We start from the raw sequence: 19,335 nt of genomic DNA, 5'->3' as shown, positions 1-19,335 counted from the left end.
TCGGGACGAGATGCTTCGTCCTCGAGGGCGTGCTAGCCCATGTGGTTGAGCGCCCTGACCACACGGGATTCGGGCAGGAGGGCCTGCACGGTCTCGCTGGAGGTGGGCGCGGGTCGGTGAGGGTGTTGCGGATGCCGTCGGTCTCCCACCGGTCGTTGGCCCGACGCTACGGGCGAAGCCCAGGACCGCTGGCGCGCGGGTCGACGGCCCGCACCCGTTCGCGCTCGTCCCGGCCGGAGTTGCCCCGAACGGGACGCTTGGCTAGTTTTGTGTCATCTAGTTGATACAGGAGCTGCTGTGGAGACCCTTGCCGGAGCCTGGGCACTGATCCTCTGGGCGGCGTTCGTGATGATCGTTTCGGTCATCCGACGCCGTCGCTGCCATGGGGACGCTGCGCGCCCGATCCGGCGGGGTCGGCAGGCGGCGTTCGTGGTGGGTGCCCTCGTGATCGCCGCGGGTGCACCGGCCGCCGGGGCGTGGCACGGCCGTTTCGCGTTCGGCCTACTACTGGCCGGGCCGATCTTCTGCCTGGTGATGGCCGCCGGATCGTTGGCCACCGAGCTCCTGGTCCGCCCGGTCGCCGCCCCGCGCAGGCGGGCGACCCTCGCTGCCCGGCACTACCTGAACTACGTCGACCGACAGCAGTTGATCGCCGTGTGCGTGCTGTTCGCGGTCGCTGCTGCGTTCCTCGCGACCGCCTCGTTCTTCGGCGACCCCGACGACCGGGGCCGGCCCGGCCGGTTCCTGAGGCTGCCCAACCTCGATCCGGACCCGCGCTACGGTGACTGGTCAACCCTCTGGCCGGGTGCCTACTACTCCCTGCCGCTGCTGGCCGCGCTCGGCATCACCCTCCTCGCCACCGCTGCGGCGCTGCGCCGGATCGCCGGCCGACCGCGGGCGGTCACCGCGTACAGCGCCGCCGATCCCGTCGCCGCGGACGAGCGAGCGCGGCGGCGCTCGGCGACCGTCGTCCTTGCCGCCGCTGGGGTCGCGCCGGCGGCCGCGCTATGTGGGGCCGGACTGGTCGCGGCCTCGGGCATGGCCAGGGCAGGGGCACCGTGGAACGTGCTCGGGATGCTCCTCTGGGTCGTGGTCGCCGCCGCAGCCGCGGTCGGCGCCTGGTCAGCGGCCGTTCTGGTCACCCCTGACCGGCCGCGCCCGGCACCGGCCACGGCGTGACCGGCGACGCGGTTGTCGAGATCGACCTCGAAGACCCGACGCCCCCTTATGCCCAACTGCACCGCGGCCTCGCGGCCCTGATCGAGCAAGGGGCCCTGGCCGGTGGGCAGCGCCTCCCGACCGTCCGCCAGCTCGCCGGCGACCTCGGCATCGCCGCCGGAACGGTCATGCGCGCCTACAAGGAGCTGGAGAGTGCCGGGTACGTGCGCGGCGACCGCAGGCGCGGCACGTTCGTCATCCCCCGGGAGCGCGATCCGGTGGACGTCGACGTCGCACTGCGCGCTCTCGCCATTGCCTACTGCCACCGCGCGAGAGAGGCCGGCGCCACCCCTGGGCAAACGCTGGCCGCGGTGTCCCGAGTGTTGGCCGACGACCACGCGCCTGCGGCCACCCGGGTCGGGAGCGCGCTGCTGGAGGGCGGGACGCGCTGATGCCCGGTGCGCACCGCGCTCCTTGAGCGTGATCGCCGGCGACGAGGACGACGTGGGCGACGGCCTGCAGAGCTACGCCGCGCTGGGAGCGACGGACGCCCTGATCACCGCAGTTGGGAACGAGAAGGAACAGCACCCGAACGCTGGATCTGATCGGCTCCCGGTGACCCGTATCCGCGAGTACGCGAGCAGTTGGTCCAACCGGGTACGCCCGTTGCCCGGGGATCCGTACCCGTCCGCCAGGAGTGGCGATGCTACGAAGCGGCGCTGTCGTGGGCGAAGACCTACACTGCGGGCGGGCGGCACGCGCAGCGCGTGCGCTCGCCGGCCTTTCTCGCGGCCGTCAGTCGCTGGTCGTCGGCGGGATCGGCGGGGCGGTGCTCGCGCCGCCGGCGGCGAACACGGTCCGAAGGATGTTCGAGTCGCCCCGGAACTCGCCCGTGGCCAGCGCCTGCTCGATGCTGATTCCTCCGGTGGCAAGTGCGACGACGACGGCCGGGGCGGCTGCGAGGACCGTCTCCGGCTCGTCGTCGGGGCGGACGAACGCGCTGGGGCCGTCCTCGTCGATCCTCAGGACCATGAGAAGTCCATCCGTCTCGATCCCGAGCTCAACGGGACTCGAGACGGTCCTACCGGCGAGTAGGGCGGGGAGGGCGAGGGTCAGCCAGCGCGGCTGGAACGCGTCGACGCCGCGTCCCGTCGCCAGCAGCGGCGTTCCCCACCGGCCGAGTGCTTCCAACGGCTCTCGCAGTCCTGTGCCCCAGGGCGTGAGGGCGTAGGCGACGCCCGACTCCTCCAGTCGGCGCTCGACCACCCCGTTCGCCTCCAGGGTCCGCAGCCGTTCGGCCAGGAGGTTCGTCGCGATGCCCCCGAGTGAGTTCTTCAGCTCGGTGTAGCGCATCGGACCAGGAAGGAGCTCGCGCACGATGAGCAGGGTCCAGCGCTCGCCCACGATGTCCAGGGAGCGCGCGAGAGCGCAGAACTGCCCGTAGGTGCGGGGTCCCTTCGGCTTCTGGTTGACTTTTTCCATCACGGTTGATGATATCAACCGTGAAGGATGATCGTCGAGACGAGGGGCTGCTGTGGATCTGGGCATCAGTTGGCTGGCCGTCGTGGTCTCGATCGTGGTCGGGATGGCGATAGCGTGGGTCTGGTACAGCGACTGGGGTCTCGTCGGCGGCGTCTGGCGGACGCTGACCGGGGTGACCGAGGAGGCTTCGGCCAGAGCCGGCAAGGGTCCGTTCGCGATCCTGGCGGTGTCTCTCACGGTCACGGCGCTGGCCCTCGCCGCTGCCTGCTCCGTCGTATCCGCCTTCTTCGGCAGCGATTCGGTCTGGCTCGCTTTGGCCGTGGGCTTCGCTGCGTGGCTCGGCTTCTCGCTCTCGACCCTGGCGCAGCACAACGGCTTCGAGCAGAAGCCGGCTCGGCTCACCGTGATCAACAGTGCGTATCAGCTGGTGCTGTTCCTGGGCATGGCCCTCGTCATCGGCCTGCTCCGGTAGCGGTCGCCGAATGGTGTTCGACCGGCCGGCCGCTCGCCCCTTGAACAGGAGAAGGTCGTCACGTCCCTGGCGCTGGCAGGCGGCTGGTCCTGGCGAGCGTCGCTGTCGCGGGCCGAATGGTTGGTCTCCGCGATCAGCGGTCGAGCCAGGTCGTCGAATACCACATGTCGCTCGAGATGAACCGGTCGATTCCCCGCACGTCCTTCTTCGTGATCGTCGAGAGGTAGCTCCGGCTGAAGAACGCGACCGGGAGGTCCTTGCCCACCTGGAGCTCCACCTGCTGGTAGTCGCGAGCGACCTGCGCCTGGTCCGGGTTCCGCACGGCATCGTCGAGCCACTGGTCGACCTGCGGGTCGGAGTAGCCGCCATAGTTGCCGCTCCCGCCGGTGCGCAACAGCCGCGACAGCGCGGGATCAGGATTGTCGAATGGCGCCACCCAGGTGGTGAGCTGGAAGTCGTTGCCCTGCAGGACCTTCGACGAGAACTGCGCGAGGTCGTAAGTCTCCACGTCCACGGTGATACCGATCGCCGCCATCTGGGCCTGCATGAATTCCGCGAAGGCCTGTCGAGCAGTGGTGGTCTTGAACGTGAAGTCTGGGTTCTTGCCCGACGCCCGGTAGGCGTCGACGGCCTGCCGCGCGGCCGCCGGGTCGAATTTCGGCCAGGCCGCGGAAGCGGCCTCCGTGTGATACGGGCTCGCGGTGTCGAACAAGCTGTCCGCCCGCACCAGCCGGCCGCTGTACTGGCTCATCGACAGCGCGTCCAGGTCGATGGCCTGGATGATGGCCTGCCGCATGCTGCGGTCGTCGAACGGCGCACGGGTGAGGTTGAAGTAGAGGAACTCCCCGGCGTTGCCGGGGCCGTAGTAGACGTCCAGGTCCGGGTCGTCCAGGCCGCGCACGAGCTCCTGGTTGTAGCCCCCGAAGATCAGGTCGACGTCGCCGTTCTCGATCGAGGCGATGCGCGTCTCGGTGTCGGGGAGCGGGCGGAACTCGAGCGAGTCGAGGTAGGGCATTCCCGGCTGCCAGTAGTCGCGGTTGCCCATGAGCGTGAGCTTCGAGTCGCGGGTCCAGCTGTCGAAGACGAACGGACCGGCACCGACCGGGTGGGAGGCGATGTCGTTGCCGTACTGCTGCAGCGCCGCGGGCGAGATGATCATTCCGAGCGTGCCGCCGAAGAACGCGCCGCCGAAGTTGTTCGGGAAGCCCGGGAGCGGCGTGCCGAGGGTGAACTCCACGGTCAGCGGGTCGGTGGCGGCCATCGACACGATCTCGGCGGCTGCGGCGTGAGCCGGCGAGGACACCTTGTCGATGTGTCGCTGCACGTTGGTGATCACGGCCTGGGCGTCGAGCGGCGTGCCGTCGGAGAACCGGACGCCGTCGCGCAGCCCCATGATCCAGGTGCGGCCGCTGTCGGGAGTGTCCATCGACTTCGCCAGGTATGGCTGAGCGCTGCCGTCGGCCCCCACCTTGAGCAGCGAGTCGTAGACGGCCGCTGCTGCCGGGTTCTGGTTCTGCACCGTCGGGTCGAACCCGACGATCTCCCGGTTCTCGCCGATCACGATCGTGCCGCCCGCCCTTGGCGTGCCCTCCGTGGCGAGATCGCCTCCGTAGGGGTTGATCGCCGTGATGGGCTCGGCCGGCCCCTGCGGGCGGTTCGCCGCCCCGCACGCGGCGGAGATGGCCGTGGACATCGCGATCGCGAGCACCACCAGGGTGCGGGACCGGCGTGAGCGCATGCGCATTCCTGCAGCGACTCCTCGTCGAGTTGGGCATCGGCGGAAGAGCGGATTCCGTGAATCTGCTGCACTCCGTTAGTCGGGCAGCGTTCGATGACGTCTCATCGTTCGCCGGGTGGAGGCTAGCGACGGCGCTCGTTCGTACGCAACGGGATCGGCGCCCGATGTCGGGTTCGCCACGTCGTGCGTCGTAGCACCTGGAAACCTGCGCGCAGGAGCAAGTCGAGAACGGAGTCGGTCTGGTAATGAACCACCGCATTCGGCGCGAATCGCCGGGACGTGATTCCGGCAATTCCGGTGGTCCCTGGACGTCTCGTACGACTGCCGTACCCGGTTCCGGCCCGGCCAGACCTCCGGTGGCGGCGTGTGAGAAGTGATCAGCAGCTTGCTCGTGGCGGCGGCCCACGAGGACTGGCGCCACGCCCATGCCGTCCTCGCTGATCTCGACCCGTCAGCCACCGACCAGATCCACACCAAGCTGGCGACCATCGGCAAGCCGGCCGCCCACGCCTTCCGCCGACAGCGCATCGGGGTCGCCCGGCTTGCCGCGCGCAAGTCGGTGAGACCGCGACCGGCAATCCCGAGCAACGATCCGACCGTTCGATGACGCGGTGGACCGCATCCGCCACGCCGTACGGGCTGCGAAGGGTCGCATCGTTGTGACCGGGGCGGGCCGACAACTCCATGCAGCGCCGTCCAGATCCGCATGACACCATCCGGCGCCTCACAGCATTCGCGGACGCGGCGTGCAGGCTCATGTGGACGGCGTGGGACCTGTTGGACGCGAGGGAGACCAGAGGCACGCTGCACGCCGCGGGCAGGCGAATCCGGCGCCTGTCTACGATTCGGCCGCATGATCGTGGAGCCGCCGTGCCGTCGTCCTGGCTGATCTGGGTGATCGCGGGCGTGGTGATCCTCGCCGCCGGGTTCGGCGTCGCGGTGGTGCCGAGGCTGCGGGCTCGCGCGTCTGATCGGGAGGTCGCGTGGTCGACCGCGCGGGCGGCGGTCGAGAGTGCGACGGTGAGCCGCGACGCGTGCGCCGATCGGCCGGATGCGGCCGAGGAGGCGCTGGCCAGAGCGGAGGCGATCGTCGCAAACGGTGGCGGCGCCCGAGCGGCGCGGGCCGCGACCGAACACGCCAGGCGGGCCGACCGGCTGCTGCGGGCGGCCGCCGGTGAATGACCGTGTGTCCCGCGGGTCGCTGATCACCCAGTTCGTGCGCTTCGTGCTCGCCGTCGTCGCGATCGGCTGCGTCGTCTTCTTCGTCGACGCCCAGGGCCGAGGCGCGGAGGTCACCTACGGATCCCGTGCCGCGCCCGAGGAACCCGAGACCAAGCCGCCCGAGCGGCCGACGGTCGGCCTGCCGTCGGCCGGGGAGATGGCGGCGATGCTGAATGCGGAGCCGGTCGTCCGGCTGCCCGGCGCCATCGCTGCGTGGGACGCGGAGCGGGTGCGGCAGGCGAGCGGGGACCACGACGTCCGCATCATCGCCGTACCGCCCGGGCTCACCAAGGACCAGCGGTCTGCACTCGCAGACGTCAAGACGGAAGTCAGCCGCGAACTCGAGGACGACGAGAACACGACCGTCTTCACGATCGACGGAACGCGGGTGTCCGGCGGCATCTACGAGGTCGCCCCCAGCACCCTCGACGAGTGGCGGGCCCAGTTCGGCCGCAACGACGTGACCGTGCCCCTGGTCACGCTGATCAACGAGCTGGTCGGGTCGGGCGACGAGCCGGTAGAAGGACCCGCGGACGAGCGGCGGGAACCGACCGCCGCCGAACTCGAGGTCGTCGCGCCGCAGTTGCGTGCCACCGGCTGGTTCGTCGCGCCCGGGGCGTCGCTGACCGAAGTGCCGGCCGAAGCGTCGGCCGACGCGTTCGGGGGCGCGCCTGCGATGTACGCCGCGTTCCCCGTCCAGCCGTTCGGGGAGCAGACGCCCGACTACGGCCCCGCGCTCACGCGGCTGTTCCCGGAGACGCCGATCGTCGTCCTGTACGGCTCGTGGATCGAGTACCACGGCCCGCACGCCGCCGACTTCGCCGATGTCGCCGCGGCCGGGTACTACTCGCAGTTCGCGGGCGTGCTCGGCAGAGGCCGATACCCCCAGGACAACTCGCTGCGCCTCTACCTGGGCCAGATCGCCGACGTCCGCTACGCGGGGCTGTTCGACCGGCCGCTGCCCTACACGCCGTTCGACCCGCTCTCCGTCACGCTGCCCGCCCTCCCCTGGGTCTTCGCGGGCTGCGCGGCGATCCTGCTCGCCATGTCTGCTCGGCCCCTGCTGCGCCGCAACGCCGGCAGACCGCTGGGGACGGCCGCCCGGCTGGGCGGGCTGAGCGCGCTGGCCGTCGAGGTCTCCGGGCTCACCGACCGGGCCGAGGACCCCGCGCTCGCCCGTGCGATCGTCCACCTGCAGGCCGCGCGGGACGCCGTCGCGAAGGCGTTGCCCGACAGGCACGTGCACAAGTTGCTCGACGACGCCGCCGCGGAACTCGACCGGATCGGCCGGGCGGTCCCGTTCGACGGCTACCGGCCCGCCGACTACCTCCGGAGGCAGCGGGCATGAAACGGATCATGCGGCAGCTGGGGACGTGGTTCGGGCTCGGCACCGTGGCCTGCCTGCTGCTGGCGATCTGGGCGCTGTGGACCGCGGGCCTGTTGGAGGGACCCGCCGCGCGGACGGTGCGCACGACGTCGGTCTACGCCGCGCCGGGGATCGGGCTCGACACCGCGGCCGCCGAGCAGATCATCGGCAACCGACGGCTCGTCGTCGTCATGCTGGAGCCGGGTTCCGACCTGAGCGCGGCGTGCGACGGGCTGGGCAACGCGGCGGCGGGCACCCTGGTGCTGGCGATGGCCCGCGAGGACGACGAGTTCGACACCTACAGCTGCGGCTTCCTCGCAGGCGGGGAGATCGACGACGGGGGCTTCGGCAGCCGGGCGGTCGCCGAGTCCAGGATCGGCGCCGGGATCGACGGGTTCGTCGACCGGCCGCTGGACGCGCTGAAGGTCGTCGTCATCAACTACGACCAGTTGGTCGCCCTCGACGTCCTGCCCGACGACGCCCGCACCTTCAGCCCGTCCCTGCCGCGATACCTGATCGCGGCCGCCGCGATCACCGCGGTCGTCGGCGGCGCACTCGCGTTGTTCCTCGTGGCACAGCGGGCGGGCGGCCAGGCGGCTGCGAGCAGCGTCCGCCGCGAGGAGTCCGACGACAGCCGCGCCGTGCTGAGCGCCGAGATGGCGCTCGTCGCGCGACAGATCATCGACCTCGACGGGCGGCCCGGGCACAAGCGGGCCGCACAACACGCCCGTCTCGCCGTCGCCTACTCCACGCTGCTCGACGAGATCACGACCGCCGACCGCGACGGCCGGTCCGACCACGAGCACTTCACCGCCCGCGCCAAGACGCTGTCCGGGAAGCTGCGCGGCTTGGAGTAGCGCCGGTCCGACGTCAGGCGCGCCGTGCTGCCATACCGCGCCGGCATTGACCGACCCAGGGGCGGTGCAGTCCATGTTTCCTGGGCGCCGGACCGGGAGAATCACGGAGTCCGGCTGTAGTAATAGCGCATGGTCAGGTTGGCCGAGGCGTAATGCGGCGAATCGGCTCGTAGTCCAGCCAGGTGTTCTGGAGGAACTCCTTCCGGTGGGCTGCGTGATCGACGTTGCTGATCCCGAAGTACAGTGTTCGCCGGGTCTGTTCGGATTCGTAGTTGTCGCCGATGTTGCGGCCGAGGAGGTAGTGGGCCAGCAGCAGGTCGCCGGCGCCTACGCGGTGGTGCGGCCGGGCGGCACCCTGCCGGCATTTTCGGAATACTCTGCCGGGCGCGTGAGTTGCCGTCAGCTGGTACCCAAGCCCGACACCCGATGAGGCGACTGATGCAGTACGACCCCACCCGGACCTCGCTGGTCGTGGTTGATCCGTACAACGAGCTTCTTGCCGAGGGCGGCAAGGTCTGGCCACGGCTGCGAGAGGTCGCCGAACGAGTCGACACCCGTGGGCATCTGCAGCAACTGCTCGCTGCGGCCCGGGCCGCGCACATGCCGGTGATGTATGCGCCTCACCGGCGTTGGCGCCCCGGTGACGGCGCCGGCCGGCGGCGCAGCCTCCCCCGTCCGCAGGCCGGGCTCATCGAGGCTCACCTGTTCGCCGAAGGCAGCTTCGGCGGACAATGGTATGCCCCGCTGACACCCGGCGATGGTGACGTGGTGGTTCACGAGCATTGGGGAATGAGCGGTTTCGTGAACACCGACCTGGATCTGCAGCTGCGCATGCGCGGGGTCGAACGGGTCATCATCGCCGGAATGACCGCGCCGGGCTGCGTCGAGGGAACGGCCCGCCACGCGATGGAACTGGGGTACCCGGTCAGCCTCGTCACCGACGCCACCGCCGCATACAGCGACGAGCTGATGTACGCGGCTCACCACCTCAGTGGCCCGCTGTTCGCCGAGCACGTCCTCTCCACCGATGAAGTGATATCCGCCATCGTGCCCACGGCCGACGGCGGCCATTGACGCCCGGCCCGCCTGGACACGTGGCTGTCGAGTGGTCAGCCGAGTAGTTCCTCGGCTTCGCGCCACATCCGGGTGACGATCTCACCTGCTGGTTCTTCGGTTGCCATGGCCGCGTTCTGCCCGGCCCAGTGGTTGACGCGGTCGAGCCCGTCGTACTCGCCTCTGCGCCATTGGCCCAGGAGCCGGCGCTGGTACGGGTAGGGCGCAGGGCGCGCCGCGCCGGGCTCGGCCCACGCGGTGACATAAGGCGTGGGCACGGCCCGCCCGAGCCGTCCCGAGTAGGCCCGGGTCGGCCGGGTGGCCTCAGGAGCCAGCCCGTCCAGGGATGCCGCCCAGTCCTCGGCGATGTTCGTCTCCGGTGCCCGGAGCAGGGCCGTCCCGACCTGCACGGCGCTTGCGCCCAGGGTGAGCGCGGCGGCCAGTCCGCGTCCATCGGCGATCCCGCCGCTGGCGATCACCGGCACCCGCAGGTGGTCGGCGAACCGGGGGAGCAGCGCGAAGAGCCCGACGGCCGTGCGCTCGGCCGCGTCGGGGTCGAACGTGCCGCGGTGCCCACCGGCTTCCATGCCCTGCGCGACGATCGCGTCGGCGCCGGCTTCCTGCGCAGCGAGCGCCTCGTCGAGAGTGGTGGCGCAGGCGAACCAGGCGATGTCCTGCTCGTGGAGCCGGCGCACGTGGTCGGGCTCGAACAGGCCCATGATCGAGGAGATCGCGGTCGGCCCGGACGCCAGCATCGCCGCACACTGCTCGGCGTAGTCCGGGCCGGTCGCGCCGGGTTCACCAGGGGTTCCGAAGCGGCCGAGGAACTGCCGGGCGTCGTCGATCCGCTGCTGCGGGGCGCCCGGCGGGTCGGGGACCCAGATGTTGAGCTGAACCGCCCCGGCCGATCCCGTCCGGAACTGTTCGACCCATTCGGCGATGCGCTCCGGTGGGTCCAGCAGTACCCCGTTCCCGCCCATCCCGCCTGCCTCGGACACCGCGATCGCCAGCTCCGGTGGGCAGGCGCCGGACATCGGGGCCTGCAGGATCGGCAGCCGCAACCCGTAGCGGTCGCAGAACGACCGTGCGCGCTCCAGTGGCATCATCCGCCCCGAACCTCCCCGATCGACTTCTCTCGGAATGATGCCCTGCCGTCGCGGCTCGCCCCGGTCGCGTGGGTGACCGGGTAGAGCGATCATCCGGTTGAGGTGCGAGGCTGGTCAGGGGCGGAAGCTGGCCCGGTAGTCGGTGGGTGTGCGGCCGGTCAGCTCCCGGAAGGCGGCGTTGAACGCCGACAGGGACGTGTAGCCGACCATGAAGGCAATCTTGGTCACCGGGGTATCGCCCGCGGCGAGTTCCTCGATCGCGCGGAGCAGGCGCATCCGGCGCAGGGCCGCCCGCCAGGTCATGCCGGTCTCCTCGGAGAATCGGCGTGCCAGCGACCGCGGCGCGAGGCCGACCGTTTGCGCCAGTTCTTCGAAGCGGACTTCACGGTCGAGCCGCTCCTCGGTCAGTCGCAGGGCTCGGCGCAGCTCCGGCGATCGCCCCACCGGCACGACGGCCGGGCTCGGCTGTTCGGAGAGCCGCCAGGTCACGGCGGCGAGCGCGGCGAACAGGGTCTCGGCGTACGCGGTGAGGGGTTGGTCGCTGTCACCCCAGCTGCCGCACTCGGCCACGAGGGAGCGTGCGAGAGGGCTGAGGTCGAACACGGTCAGCGGCGCCGGCGGGGGCGGGGCGAACCCGGTGTCGAACAGCACCGACGCGGTCGTGGCCGGCCGCGGGATGCTCACCTGGATCGCCAGGTCCGCCTCGATCAGAGCAGCCCGGGCCGGCGGCAGCAACCACGCGCTGCCCTGCACCTCCAGCCGGAGGGCACCGGCGGAGGCGCAGAGCAGGTAGTGGCGATCGACGCAGAAGTCGCGAGCGGGCCCCGCGGGGAACGTGCGGACGAAGCTGTACGCCTTGCGGGTCATCGATGGCCTCGCACGGGCCGATCGTAGTGGTCAGTCCGTTGTGATTCCGGTCAGCCGACCGTCGCGAGCAACTCGGCGCGGAAGCGCCGGCTCTCCGGTGCGCCGACCAGGATCGGCCGGATCGCCTCGCCGAAACGCGCGAAGGACGCTGATCCCAGGTAACCGTCGAACGACGCCTCGTCCTCCCACTCGTGCACGACGGTGATTCGGCTGTCGTCCTCCCGGGAGGCGTAGACCGCGAAGGCGAGGTTGCCGGGCATGGTGCTGATCTGGTCACGTTCGGCGTCGAGATGGTTGAGGGCGGCGGCGCGGTCGGTGGCAGCGGTGCCGAAGTCGACGATGGCGATGAGCACTGGGGCCTCCTGGATCGGGGCAGCGATTGCTGCGGATGGGATGCCCTCCGATCCTCACGCGGCACCTGCCCGGCCGGCCTCCGCCAACCGGACACGTTCACGCTCCCATCGGACGGAGGTCCCATCCCCATGAACCCGGCCACGCCGACGATCTTCGACACCGAGCTGCGGCGCGGCAACGGCCGCCGGCCTGCCGCATCCCGGAGGAACCGTCGCTCCCGGCGGCCCGTTCCTCCTCCGTGGATGAACCCGACGTCGTCGCCCGGCTCGCTGCCGAGCGGGAAGAGACCGTCGAACGGATCGCCGCCCTGGAGCGGCAGATCGAGGGCCTGGCCGAGGAGCAGGCCCTCACCACGCACGACGACGAGCACGACCCCGAGGGCGTCACGATCGCGTCGCAGCGCGCGCAGCTGCAGGGGTTGCTGGCCGGTGCTCGCCGCGATCTCGCGGCTGTGGACCGTGCGGTGAACCGGCTCGCCACCGACGACTACGGACGCTGCGTGCGTTGCGGCGGCGACATCGGCGATGAGCGGTTGGAGGCGTTGCCCGCGGCCGAGACGTGCATCGGCTGCGCCACCAGCGGACGGCGGTGACGCAGCGCCTGGGGCCGGAATGTCGCCGTACTCGCTGACCACGTCGTACCGGCCGGTCCACCGTTGGTCGGAGCGACGCCGTCGCCATCCGGCCGCCACTCACCGATCGACACGAGACCGCCACCAGCCACGCCCGCGGAGCGCCGCGAGCGCGCCGGCCCGTGGCCGGGTGCCCGGTTCGTGGGCCGCTCGGCGCGTCGTCGGGCCGGCTGTGCGACGCGCCCTCGGGTATGAGCGTCCGGGGAGCGCCGGCCTGGTAGAAACTGTGGGTCAGTACGAGGGAGACGGGGTCTGTGGCCGATTCATTTGCTCACCTGCATGTGCATACCGAGTATTCGATGCTGGATGGCGCAGCAAAGGTAAATGCGTTGTTCAGTGAGGCGGAACGCCTCGGCATGCCCGCTGTGGCGATGACCGACCACGGGAACATGTACGGCTCCGCCGAGTTCTACCGCCGCGCGCGGAACAGCAGCGTCAAACCGATCATCGGCATCGAGGCGTACATCGCACCCACGAGCCGGCACATCAAGAAGCCCGTCTTCTGGGGGCAGGCGTCGCAGCGCGGCTCGGACGAGTTCGGTGAGGGCGGCGACGTCTCGGGGGCGGGTTCCTACACCCACATGACGATGCTGGCCGGAAACGCCACCGGCCTGCGCAACCTGTTCAAGCTCTCCAGCATCGCCTCGTTCGAGGGCTACTACCGCAAGCCCCGAATGGACCGGGAGCTCATCACCGAGTACGCCGAGGGCATCATCGCGACCACCGGGTGCCCGTCCGGCGAAGTGCAGACCAGGCTGCGCCTGGGTCAGGAGGCGGAGGCGCTGCAGGCCGCGGCGGACTACCGCGACATCTTCGGCGCGGACAACTTCTTCCTCGAACTCATGGACCACGGCCTGCCGATCGAACGTTCCGTTCGTGAGGGCCTGCTCGCGGTGGCGGAGAAACTGAGCCTTCGGCCGTTGGCAACCAACGACTCGCACTACGTCACACAAGACCAGGCGGATTCGCACTCGGCTCTCCTGTGCGTGCAGTCGGGCAAGACGCTCGATGACCCCAACCGGTTCAAGTTCGACGGCGACGGCTACTACTTGAAGAGTGCCGCCGAGATGCGCGAGTACTGGGACAAGGAGGTTCCGGGCGCCGCCGACAGCACGTTGCTGATCGCGGAACGTGTCGAGTCCTACGATCCGGTCTACGCCGAGGTGAACCGGATGCCGCGGTTCCCGTTGCAGCCGGGCGAGACCGAAGACGACCTGCTCCGGGCGGAGGTCGAGAAGTATGCACCGGCACGCTATCCGGGCGGGTTGACCGCGGAGTACAAGGAACGTATCGAGATCGAGCTCCGCGTGATCTCGAACATGGGGTTCCCCGGGTACTTCCTGGTGGTCGGCGACCTCGTGCGGTGGGCCAAGTCGCAGAAGATCGCCGTGGGCCCCGGCCGCGGATCGGCCACCGGCTCGCTGGTGGCCTACATCCTGCAGATCACCGACCTCGACCCGATCGAGCACAAGCTGATCTTCGAGCGCTTCCTGAACCCGGAGCGCATCAGCCCGCCCGACATCGACCTCGACTTCGACGAACGTCGGCGCGGTGAGGTCATGCAGTACACCGTCGACAAGTGGGGCGCCGAGAACGTCGCACAGGTCATCACGTTCGGCACCATCAAGACGAAGGCCGCGCTCAAGGACGCGGCCAGGGTGCTGCACGGGCAGCCCGGGTTCTCCATCGCCGACCGGATCTCGAAGGCGCTCCCGCCGCCGATCATGGCGAAGGACATCCCGCTGTCGGGCATCTTCGACTCGAGCCACGAGCGGTACGCCGAAGCCACCGAGGTTCGCACGCTCTCGGAGACCGATCCCGAGGTCGGCAAGATCATGCAGACCGCGCGCGGCCTGGAGGGTCTGGTCCGGAACGCCGGCGTCCACGCGTGCGCGGTGATCCTTTCCTCGGAACCGCTGCTCGATGTCATCCCGCTGTGGATGCGCGATGACCGGTCGATCATCACCGGATGGGACTTCCCATCGTGTGAGGAGATCGGCCTGCTGAAGATGGACTTCCTGGGGCTGCGCACCCTCACCGTGGTGGACGACGCCATCAAGGCCGTCGCTGCCAACCACGGGGTCGACATCGACCTGCCGACGCTCGCGCTGGAGGACGAGAAGACCTATGAGCTGCTCTCCCGGGGCGACACGCTCGGGGTGTTCCAGCTCGACGGTGGCGGCATGCGAACGCTGCTCAAGGCCATGGCGCCGAGCCATTTCGGGGACATCGCTGCGGCGCTCGCGCTGTACCGGCCCGGACCGATGGCGGCCAACGCGCACATGGACTACGCCGAGCGTTCCAACGGCCGGCAGAAGATCACGCCCATCCACCCGGAGCTCGAAGAGGCGCTCGAACCGATCCTGAGCGAGACCTACCACCTGCTGGTCTACCAGGAGCAGGTGATGGCCATCGCGCAACAGCTCGCCGGCTACAGCCTCGGCCAGGCCGACCTGTTGCGGCGGGCCATGGGCAAGAAGAAGAAGGAGATCCTCGACAAGGAGTTCGCGCGATTCCGTGAAGGCATGACCGGCAAGGGTTTCTCGGAGGAGGCGTGTCAAACCCTGTGGGATGTCATGCTTCCGTTCGCCGGCTACGCGTTCAACAAGTCGCACACCGCCGGCTACGGACTGGTCGCGTACTGGACCGCGTACCTCAAGGCGAACTATCCGGTCGAGTTCATGGCCGCGCAGCTGACCTCGATCGGCGACAACAAGGACAAGTCGGCGGTGTACCTCGGTGAGTGTCGCCGCATGGGCATCAAGGTCCTTCCGCCGGACGTGAACGACTCGGACCAGTGGTTCTCCGCGGTCGGCCACGATATCCGGTTCGGTTTGGGCGCGGTCCGCAACGTCGGCGCCAACGTCGTCGAAGGGATCGCCGAGACCCGCAAGCGGAAGGGAAAGTTCGCCTCCTTCACCGATTTCCTCGAGAAGGTTCCCCTCGTCTGCTGCAACAAGCGCACCATCGAATCTCTCGTCAAGGCCGGCGGCTTCGACTCCTTCGGGGAGCCCCGAAAGTCGTTGCTGATGGTGCACGAAGAGGCGGTGGATGCCGTCACCAACCTCAAGCGCCACGAGGAACGCGGCCAGTTCGACCTCTTCGGCGGCATGGGCGACGAACCGGCGCCGGCCGACACCTCTCCACTCGCCCACCTCAAGATCGGCGAAGACGAGTGGCAGCGAAAGCAGATGCTCGCATTCGAGCGTGAGATGCTCGGCCTCTACGTCTCGGCGCACCCGCTCGACGGGACGGAAAGGATTCTGCGGAAGCATGCTCCGCGGACCATCGCGGCCATCCTCGACGATCCGCCGACGGAAGGCGAGGCCGTGATCGCCGGCATGATCGTCTCCGTCGACCGGCGAGTCAACAAGAAGGGTGAGCCGTGGGCGATCGTCACGATCGAAGACCTTGATGCGTCGATCGAAGTTCTGTTCTTCCCCAAGTCGTACTCGGCAATGCATGACGATCTCATCGCCGACTCCGCGGTTGCGGTCAAGGGGCGCGTGAACATCCGCGACGAGCAACGAATGTCGATCTTCGCATCGGGGATCATCGCGCTGGACGTGACCGCTGCGCAGGCGGGCGCGAACGAGCCTCCGCTCGTGATCAAGGCGGACGCGCTGCGGCTCGACCAGTCGGTTGTCTCGGAGCTCAAGTCGGCTCTCGTCGCGCACTCGGGGAACACACCGCTCAAGCTGGTGCTGTGCTACCTGGATCGAGAGACGCCGTTGGCCGTCGACGGCTTCGCCGTGACGGTGTCGTCGGCGTTGCTCGGGGAGCTCAAGCACATTCCCGGGATCGCGGCCATGGCACCGTAGTGGTCGAGATCGAGGTGGACGTCGGGATCGGGCGGCCATGTCACCGCTGCGACGGAGCGCTCATACTCCTCGCCCAGGTCCCGCACGGCCTGACCGGCTCCGACGGGTCCCGCATCGAAGGAACGCGAAGCGTCGGCATATGCGCCGTATGTGATCGACACGACCGCGACGCGCAAGGCATCCTCGCGTTCTTCGCAGTCCACGAGACCGTCACCGGCGACACGCTCGGCTCCCTCGTGTCGCTGATCGATGAGCTGGTGGGCCGCGTCGCGAGGCGGTGGGCGTCGGGCGAGCGGGAAATCGGCGACGAAGTAGATCGATATCTCAACAGCAGTGGCTCGAAGAAGCACCCGGGCGACGACGGAGCAGGCCGGAGGTGAGAGCCGGTGCTGCCAGGCGGCGGGAAGCACTACGCTCCCGGCGTGGCCGAGTCGCGACCGCAGTTGTCCGCCGTCGAGCAGCGAGTGCTCGGTGCGCTGTTGGAGAAGCAGCGCACGGTCCCTGCGAGCTACCCGCTGACGCTCAACTCCTTGCGGGCCGCGTGCAACCAGGCGAGCAGCCGGGAACCGGTCACCGGCTACGACGACTCGTTGCTGCAGGCGACGCTCAAGGAGCTCAGGGACCGCGAGCTGGTGCGGCCGGTGTGGACGGGCGCAGGATCGCGGGTAGTGAAGTTCCACCAGCGGCTCGAGGAGCACCTCGGGATCGGTGAGCCCGAACTGGCGGTGCTGACCGTGTTGCTGCTGCGCGGGCCGCAGGCCCCCGGCGAGCTGCGGACCCGGACCGCGCGGCTGCATCCGTTCGAGGACCGCGCCGAGGTCGAGGCCACGCTCCGCGGGCTCGCCGAGCAGCCGGAGCCGCTGGCCGTCCAGTTGGGGCGCAGGCCGGGTCAGCAAGATCCCCGGTGGGCTCATCTGCTCGGCCCGCTGCCGGAGGCGACACCCCCGCCCGCGCCCGTCGATCGGGACGTCGTCATCGCTGCGGGCGCCGATGTCCGCGACGCCCGGGTGCTTTCCGGGTACGAGGCCGCAGCGGCGGGCTACGCGCGGGAACTGTCGGCCGAGCTGGCGCACAAACCGTTCGACTGCTGGCTGCTCGACCGCATCGCGGGCGACGCGACCGGTGGCCCGGTCGCGGACGTCGGGACCGGGCCGGGACACGTAGCCGCCCGGCTGGCGGCGTCCGGCGCCTCGGTGGTCGGGGTGGACCTGTCGCCGGCGATGATCGACGAGGCCAGGGGCCTGTTCCCGGACGTGGAGTTCGAGGTGGGTGACCTGACCAACCTGCTGCGACCGCGCGCCGCGGCGGGATGGTCGGCGATCACCGCGTGGTACGCGTTCGTGCACATGGCCACCTCCGAGCTTCCGGCCGTGATCGCCGGGCTCGCACGGGTGCTGGTCCCCGGCGGACGGTTGGCGTTCGCGCTGCACGCAGGTGAGGAGGTGCGCCACGTCGACGAGCTCTGCGGCGTCCCCGTCGACCTGGAGTTCGTGCTGCACAACGCCTCCGAGGTGGTCGACGCCGTCACCGCCGCCGGGCTGGTGGACGTCGAGTGGTACCTGCGTTCCCCGCTCCGCGATGTCGAGACGCCCACCGAACGCCTCTACGTCGTGGCGCGCCGACCCCTCTGAACCGACACCTCGCCCGGGCACCGACCCGGCTTCGACGCGTCGGCCACTGAGGAACGCTCCAGCGTGCGGCCGATGACCGCGGCACCCCGCTCCATGTTCGCCCGGAAGCCGGGGCCGAGCGCGTCGGGCCGGACATCGTGGGTCCACACGAGCCGGCTGCCGTCGCCGTCCGGGACGACCTGCATCTCCGCGGCGTCGTAGCCGGGACGGACGCTTCCCCCGAAGACGGCGTAGCGGATGCGCCGCCCGTCGTCGTCGAGGCCGAGGAACCGCTCGTGCGCGACCGTCCCGTCGGCGAACGTCACGATGCGGACGTCGCCGTCGGCCCGACCGTCGCCTACCTCGCGCGCCCGGGAGAAGAGGAACGGTTCGCCCATCCCGCCGGTGGCGACGTCTGCACGTCGATCTCGGTCGCACCGGCGCGGTGGGCGGCGCTGTGCCCCGACGCCGCCCGCACCGACTTCTACGTGGATGCCCGCGTGGACCTCGCCCACCGGAGGATGCTCGACACCGCGCCCGATCCGGACTTCGCGCTCGTCGAGCAGCTGCTCGTCCTGCTGTCCGGCACGGTCGGCCTGCTCCCGACCGGTTCGGCCGGGGGCCGGGCGCTCGTCGCGGCCGCCCGGGAGGCGATCCACGCAGAGGATCCCGCCGCCGCGGCCCTGTTCTCCCTCGCCGACCACCTCGGGGTGTCGCCCTACCGGCTGAGCCGGGCGTTCCCGCTCGAGATCGGCGTCTCGCTCACGCGCTATCGCAACCGGGTCCGCGTCGGACGCGCGGTGGAACGCCTCCAGCAGGGCGAGGGCAGCCTCGCCGCGCTGGCCGCCGACCTCGGCTTCGCCGACCAGGCCCACCTGACGCGCACGGTGCGCGAGCACACCGGCCGGACCCCCGCGGCGCTCCGGCGCGCCCTCGGCCGATCGTGATCAGCGGCTCAGCACGTGCTCCTGCAGGGTGCGGAGTGCGCCGGTGATGGTGAGCCGCATCTCCTGATCGGTGACCAGGCCGTCAGGTCCGATCGCGTCCCTGGTCATCTGCATTCGGGAACATGCCCGTTCGACGATGTCGGCACCGACGTAGCCGAGCACTTTCGCGAGGGACGCGTGCGCGTCGGCGCCGGCGGTGGGCGCGGCCGGCGAGGACGCGTTGATCCACGCGACGGGCTTGCCGTACATCTCGCCGCCGCCGACGGTCCAGTCGAGGAGGTTCTTGAAGCTGCCGGGCAGCGCCCCGGCGTACTCCGGCGTGCAGAACACCACGGCGTCCGCCGAAGCGATCTCTCGGCGCAGGTCCGCGACGGCGGGATGGAGCGGCTCGTTGTCGTCGTCGGGGTTGAACGCCGGCAGCGCCGCGAGGAGTTCGGGACGGGCGGTGGTCACGCCGTCGGGCTGCACCGCTTGCGCGGTTCTCAGTACGGCCGTGTTCGTGGAGCCCGTTCGGGTGCTCCCCGAGATCAACAGGACGTGGGTCGGGTCCGTCATGCCTTCGTCCTACTCCGGGGGCCTCGCGCGGCTACCGGCGGGAGCGTCCGGCGCGCCCGGCCCGGCCGTGCGGGTCATCTACCACAAAACTTGCATA

General features: G+C 70.1%; 21 protein-coding genes. 14 read left to right on the top strand and 7 right to left on the bottom strand.

The annotated features are described in order from the left end of the window. Positions 1-297 precede the first annotated feature (297 nt). Both ACU436_RS22930 and ACU436_RS22925 read left to right on the top strand, forming a co-directional pair. Positions 298-1,179, top strand: coding sequence for a hypothetical protein (locus ACU436_RS22930; RefSeq protein ID WP_459028495.1), 882 nt, complete (start codon positions 298-300; stop codon positions 1,177-1,179). After that, positions 1,176-1,610: a GntR family transcriptional regulator gene (locus ACU436_RS22925; RefSeq protein ID WP_459028493.1), complete on the top strand. Its 435-nt coding sequence runs from the start codon at positions 1,176-1,178 to the stop codon at positions 1,608-1,610. The genes ACU436_RS22930 and ACU436_RS22925 overlap by 4 nt, the downstream gene beginning before the upstream one ends. A 343-nt stretch (positions 1,611-1,953) precedes the next feature. Here ACU436_RS22925 and ACU436_RS22920 read toward each other — a convergent pair whose 3' ends face one another. Then, complete coding sequence (locus ACU436_RS22920) at positions 1,954-2,640, bottom strand: winged helix-turn-helix transcriptional regulator (RefSeq protein WP_459028491.1); 687 nt, start codon at positions 2,638-2,640, stop codon at positions 1,954-1,956. Between the two features lie 52 nt (positions 2,641-2,692). On the opposite strand from ACU436_RS22920, the gene ACU436_RS22915 reads away from it, so the two are divergent. Further along, positions 2,693-3,112, top strand: a complete 420-nt coding sequence (locus ACU436_RS22915) for a DUF1761 domain-containing protein (RefSeq protein WP_459028490.1) — start codon at positions 2,693-2,695, stop codon at positions 3,110-3,112. Positions 3,113-3,245: 133 nt separating this feature from the next. On the opposite strand, the gene ACU436_RS22910 is transcribed toward ACU436_RS22915, so the two are convergent. Continuing rightward, complete coding sequence (locus ACU436_RS22910) at positions 3,246-4,850, bottom strand: ABC transporter substrate-binding protein (protein WP_459028488.1); 1,605 nt, start codon at positions 4,848-4,850, stop codon at positions 3,246-3,248. Between the two features lie 373 nt (positions 4,851-5,223). Here ACU436_RS22910 and ACU436_RS22905 point away from each other — a divergent pair, with 373 nt between their 5' ends. The 6 genes from ACU436_RS22905 to ACU436_RS22880 all read left to right on the top strand — a co-directional run bounded on the left by ACU436_RS22905 (position 5,224) and on the right by ACU436_RS22880 (position 9,368). Further along, entirely contained in the window at positions 5,224-5,457 is a 234-nt protein-coding gene (locus ACU436_RS22905; protein ID WP_459028486.1) for a hypothetical protein, read from the top strand. 263 nt (positions 5,458-5,720) lie between these two features. Then, entirely contained in the window at positions 5,721-6,032 is a 312-nt protein-coding gene (locus tag ACU436_RS22900) for a DUF6403 family protein (RefSeq protein WP_459028484.1), read from the top strand. After that, on the top strand, positions 6,025-7,419 hold the full coding sequence (locus ACU436_RS22895; protein WP_459028482.1) for a hypothetical protein: 1,395 nt from the start codon (positions 6,025-6,027) through the stop codon (positions 7,417-7,419). Before ACU436_RS22900 ends, ACU436_RS22895 begins: the two co-directional genes overlap by 8 nt. Further along, a complete protein-coding gene (locus ACU436_RS22890; RefSeq protein WP_459028480.1) occupies positions 7,416-8,294 on the top strand; it encodes a hypothetical protein in 879 nt (292 codons plus the stop codon). The genes ACU436_RS22895 and ACU436_RS22890 overlap by 4 nt, the downstream gene beginning before the upstream one ends. A 214-nt stretch (positions 8,295-8,508) precedes the next feature. After that, positions 8,509-8,724 (top strand): hypothetical protein, encoded by a 216-nt coding sequence (locus tag ACU436_RS22885; protein ID WP_459028479.1) that lies wholly within the window; start codon positions 8,509-8,511, stop codon positions 8,722-8,724. Positions 8,725-8,732: 8 nt separating this feature from the next. Then, entirely contained in the window at positions 8,733-9,368 is a 636-nt protein-coding gene (locus tag ACU436_RS22880; RefSeq protein ID WP_459028477.1) for a cysteine hydrolase family protein, read from the top strand. Between the two features lie 35 nt (positions 9,369-9,403). On the opposite strand, the gene ACU436_RS22875 is transcribed toward ACU436_RS22880, so the two are convergent. From ACU436_RS22875 to ACU436_RS22865, 3 genes are all read right to left on the bottom strand, one after another. Continuing rightward, positions 9,404-10,453, bottom strand: coding sequence for an NAD(P)H-dependent flavin oxidoreductase (locus ACU436_RS22875; RefSeq protein WP_459028475.1), 1,050 nt, complete (start codon positions 10,451-10,453; stop codon positions 9,404-9,406). A gap of 114 nt (positions 10,454-10,567) precedes the next feature. Then, positions 10,568-11,320 carry a helix-turn-helix domain-containing protein gene (locus ACU436_RS22870; RefSeq protein ID WP_459028473.1) on the bottom strand — a complete coding sequence of 251 codons (753 nt, stop codon included), beginning with the start codon at positions 11,318-11,320 and terminating at the stop codon, positions 10,568-10,570. A 50-nt stretch (positions 11,321-11,370) separates the two neighbouring features. Beyond that, positions 11,371-11,673 (bottom strand): putative quinol monooxygenase, encoded by a 303-nt coding sequence (locus ACU436_RS22865; protein WP_459028471.1) that lies wholly within the window; start codon positions 11,671-11,673, stop codon positions 11,371-11,373. A 239-nt stretch (positions 11,674-11,912) separates the two neighbouring features. On the opposite strand from ACU436_RS22865, the gene ACU436_RS22860 reads away from it, so the two are divergent. The 4 genes from ACU436_RS22860 to ACU436_RS22845 all read left to right on the top strand — a co-directional run bounded on the left by ACU436_RS22860 (position 11,913) and on the right by ACU436_RS22845 (position 17,757). Further along, entirely contained in the window at positions 11,913-12,266 is a 354-nt protein-coding gene (locus ACU436_RS22860) for a TraR/DksA family transcriptional regulator (RefSeq protein ID WP_459028469.1), read from the top strand. Positions 12,267-12,604: 338 nt separating this feature from the next. Next, the gene (dnaE, locus tag ACU436_RS22855) at positions 12,605-16,126 is read left to right on the top strand and encodes a DNA polymerase III subunit alpha (protein WP_459029083.1); all 3,522 of its coding nucleotides are present in this window, start codon (positions 12,605-12,607) and stop codon (positions 16,124-16,126) included. Beyond that, complete coding sequence (locus tag ACU436_RS22850) at positions 16,126-16,506, top strand: DUF6300 family protein (RefSeq protein WP_459028467.1); 381 nt, start codon at positions 16,126-16,128, stop codon at positions 16,504-16,506. The genes dnaE and ACU436_RS22850 overlap by 1 nt, the downstream gene beginning before the upstream one ends. A 42-nt stretch (positions 16,507-16,548) precedes the next feature. Further along, a complete protein-coding gene (locus tag ACU436_RS22845; protein WP_459028465.1) occupies positions 16,549-17,757 on the top strand; it encodes a DUF480 domain-containing protein in 1,209 nt (402 codons plus the stop codon). On the opposite strand, the gene ACU436_RS22840 is transcribed toward ACU436_RS22845, so the two are convergent. After that, entirely contained in the window at positions 17,730-18,062 is a 333-nt protein-coding gene (locus tag ACU436_RS22840) for an SRPBCC family protein (RefSeq protein ID WP_459028464.1), read from the bottom strand. The genes ACU436_RS22845 and ACU436_RS22840 overlap by 28 nt on opposite strands. Here ACU436_RS22840 and ACU436_RS22835 point away from each other — a divergent pair. Next, positions 18,033-18,683 (top strand): helix-turn-helix domain-containing protein, encoded by a 651-nt coding sequence (locus tag ACU436_RS22835; RefSeq protein ID WP_459028462.1) that lies wholly within the window; start codon positions 18,033-18,035, stop codon positions 18,681-18,683. The two genes, ACU436_RS22840 and ACU436_RS22835, sit on opposite strands and share 30 nt — an antisense overlap. Here the strand turns inward: ACU436_RS22835 and ACU436_RS22830 are convergent, their stop codons facing one another. Continuing rightward, positions 18,684-19,238, bottom strand: coding sequence for an NADPH-dependent FMN reductase (locus tag ACU436_RS22830; protein WP_459028460.1), 555 nt, complete (start codon positions 19,236-19,238; stop codon positions 18,684-18,686). It abuts the gene before it with no gap. Positions 19,239-19,335: the final 97 nt, after the last annotated feature.

It is taken from the genome of Pseudonocardia wallangbongensis (assembly GCF_054486945.1).
Note: the sequence above shows the minus strand (reverse complement) of the source record. Positions and strands in the feature narration are given on the sequence as shown.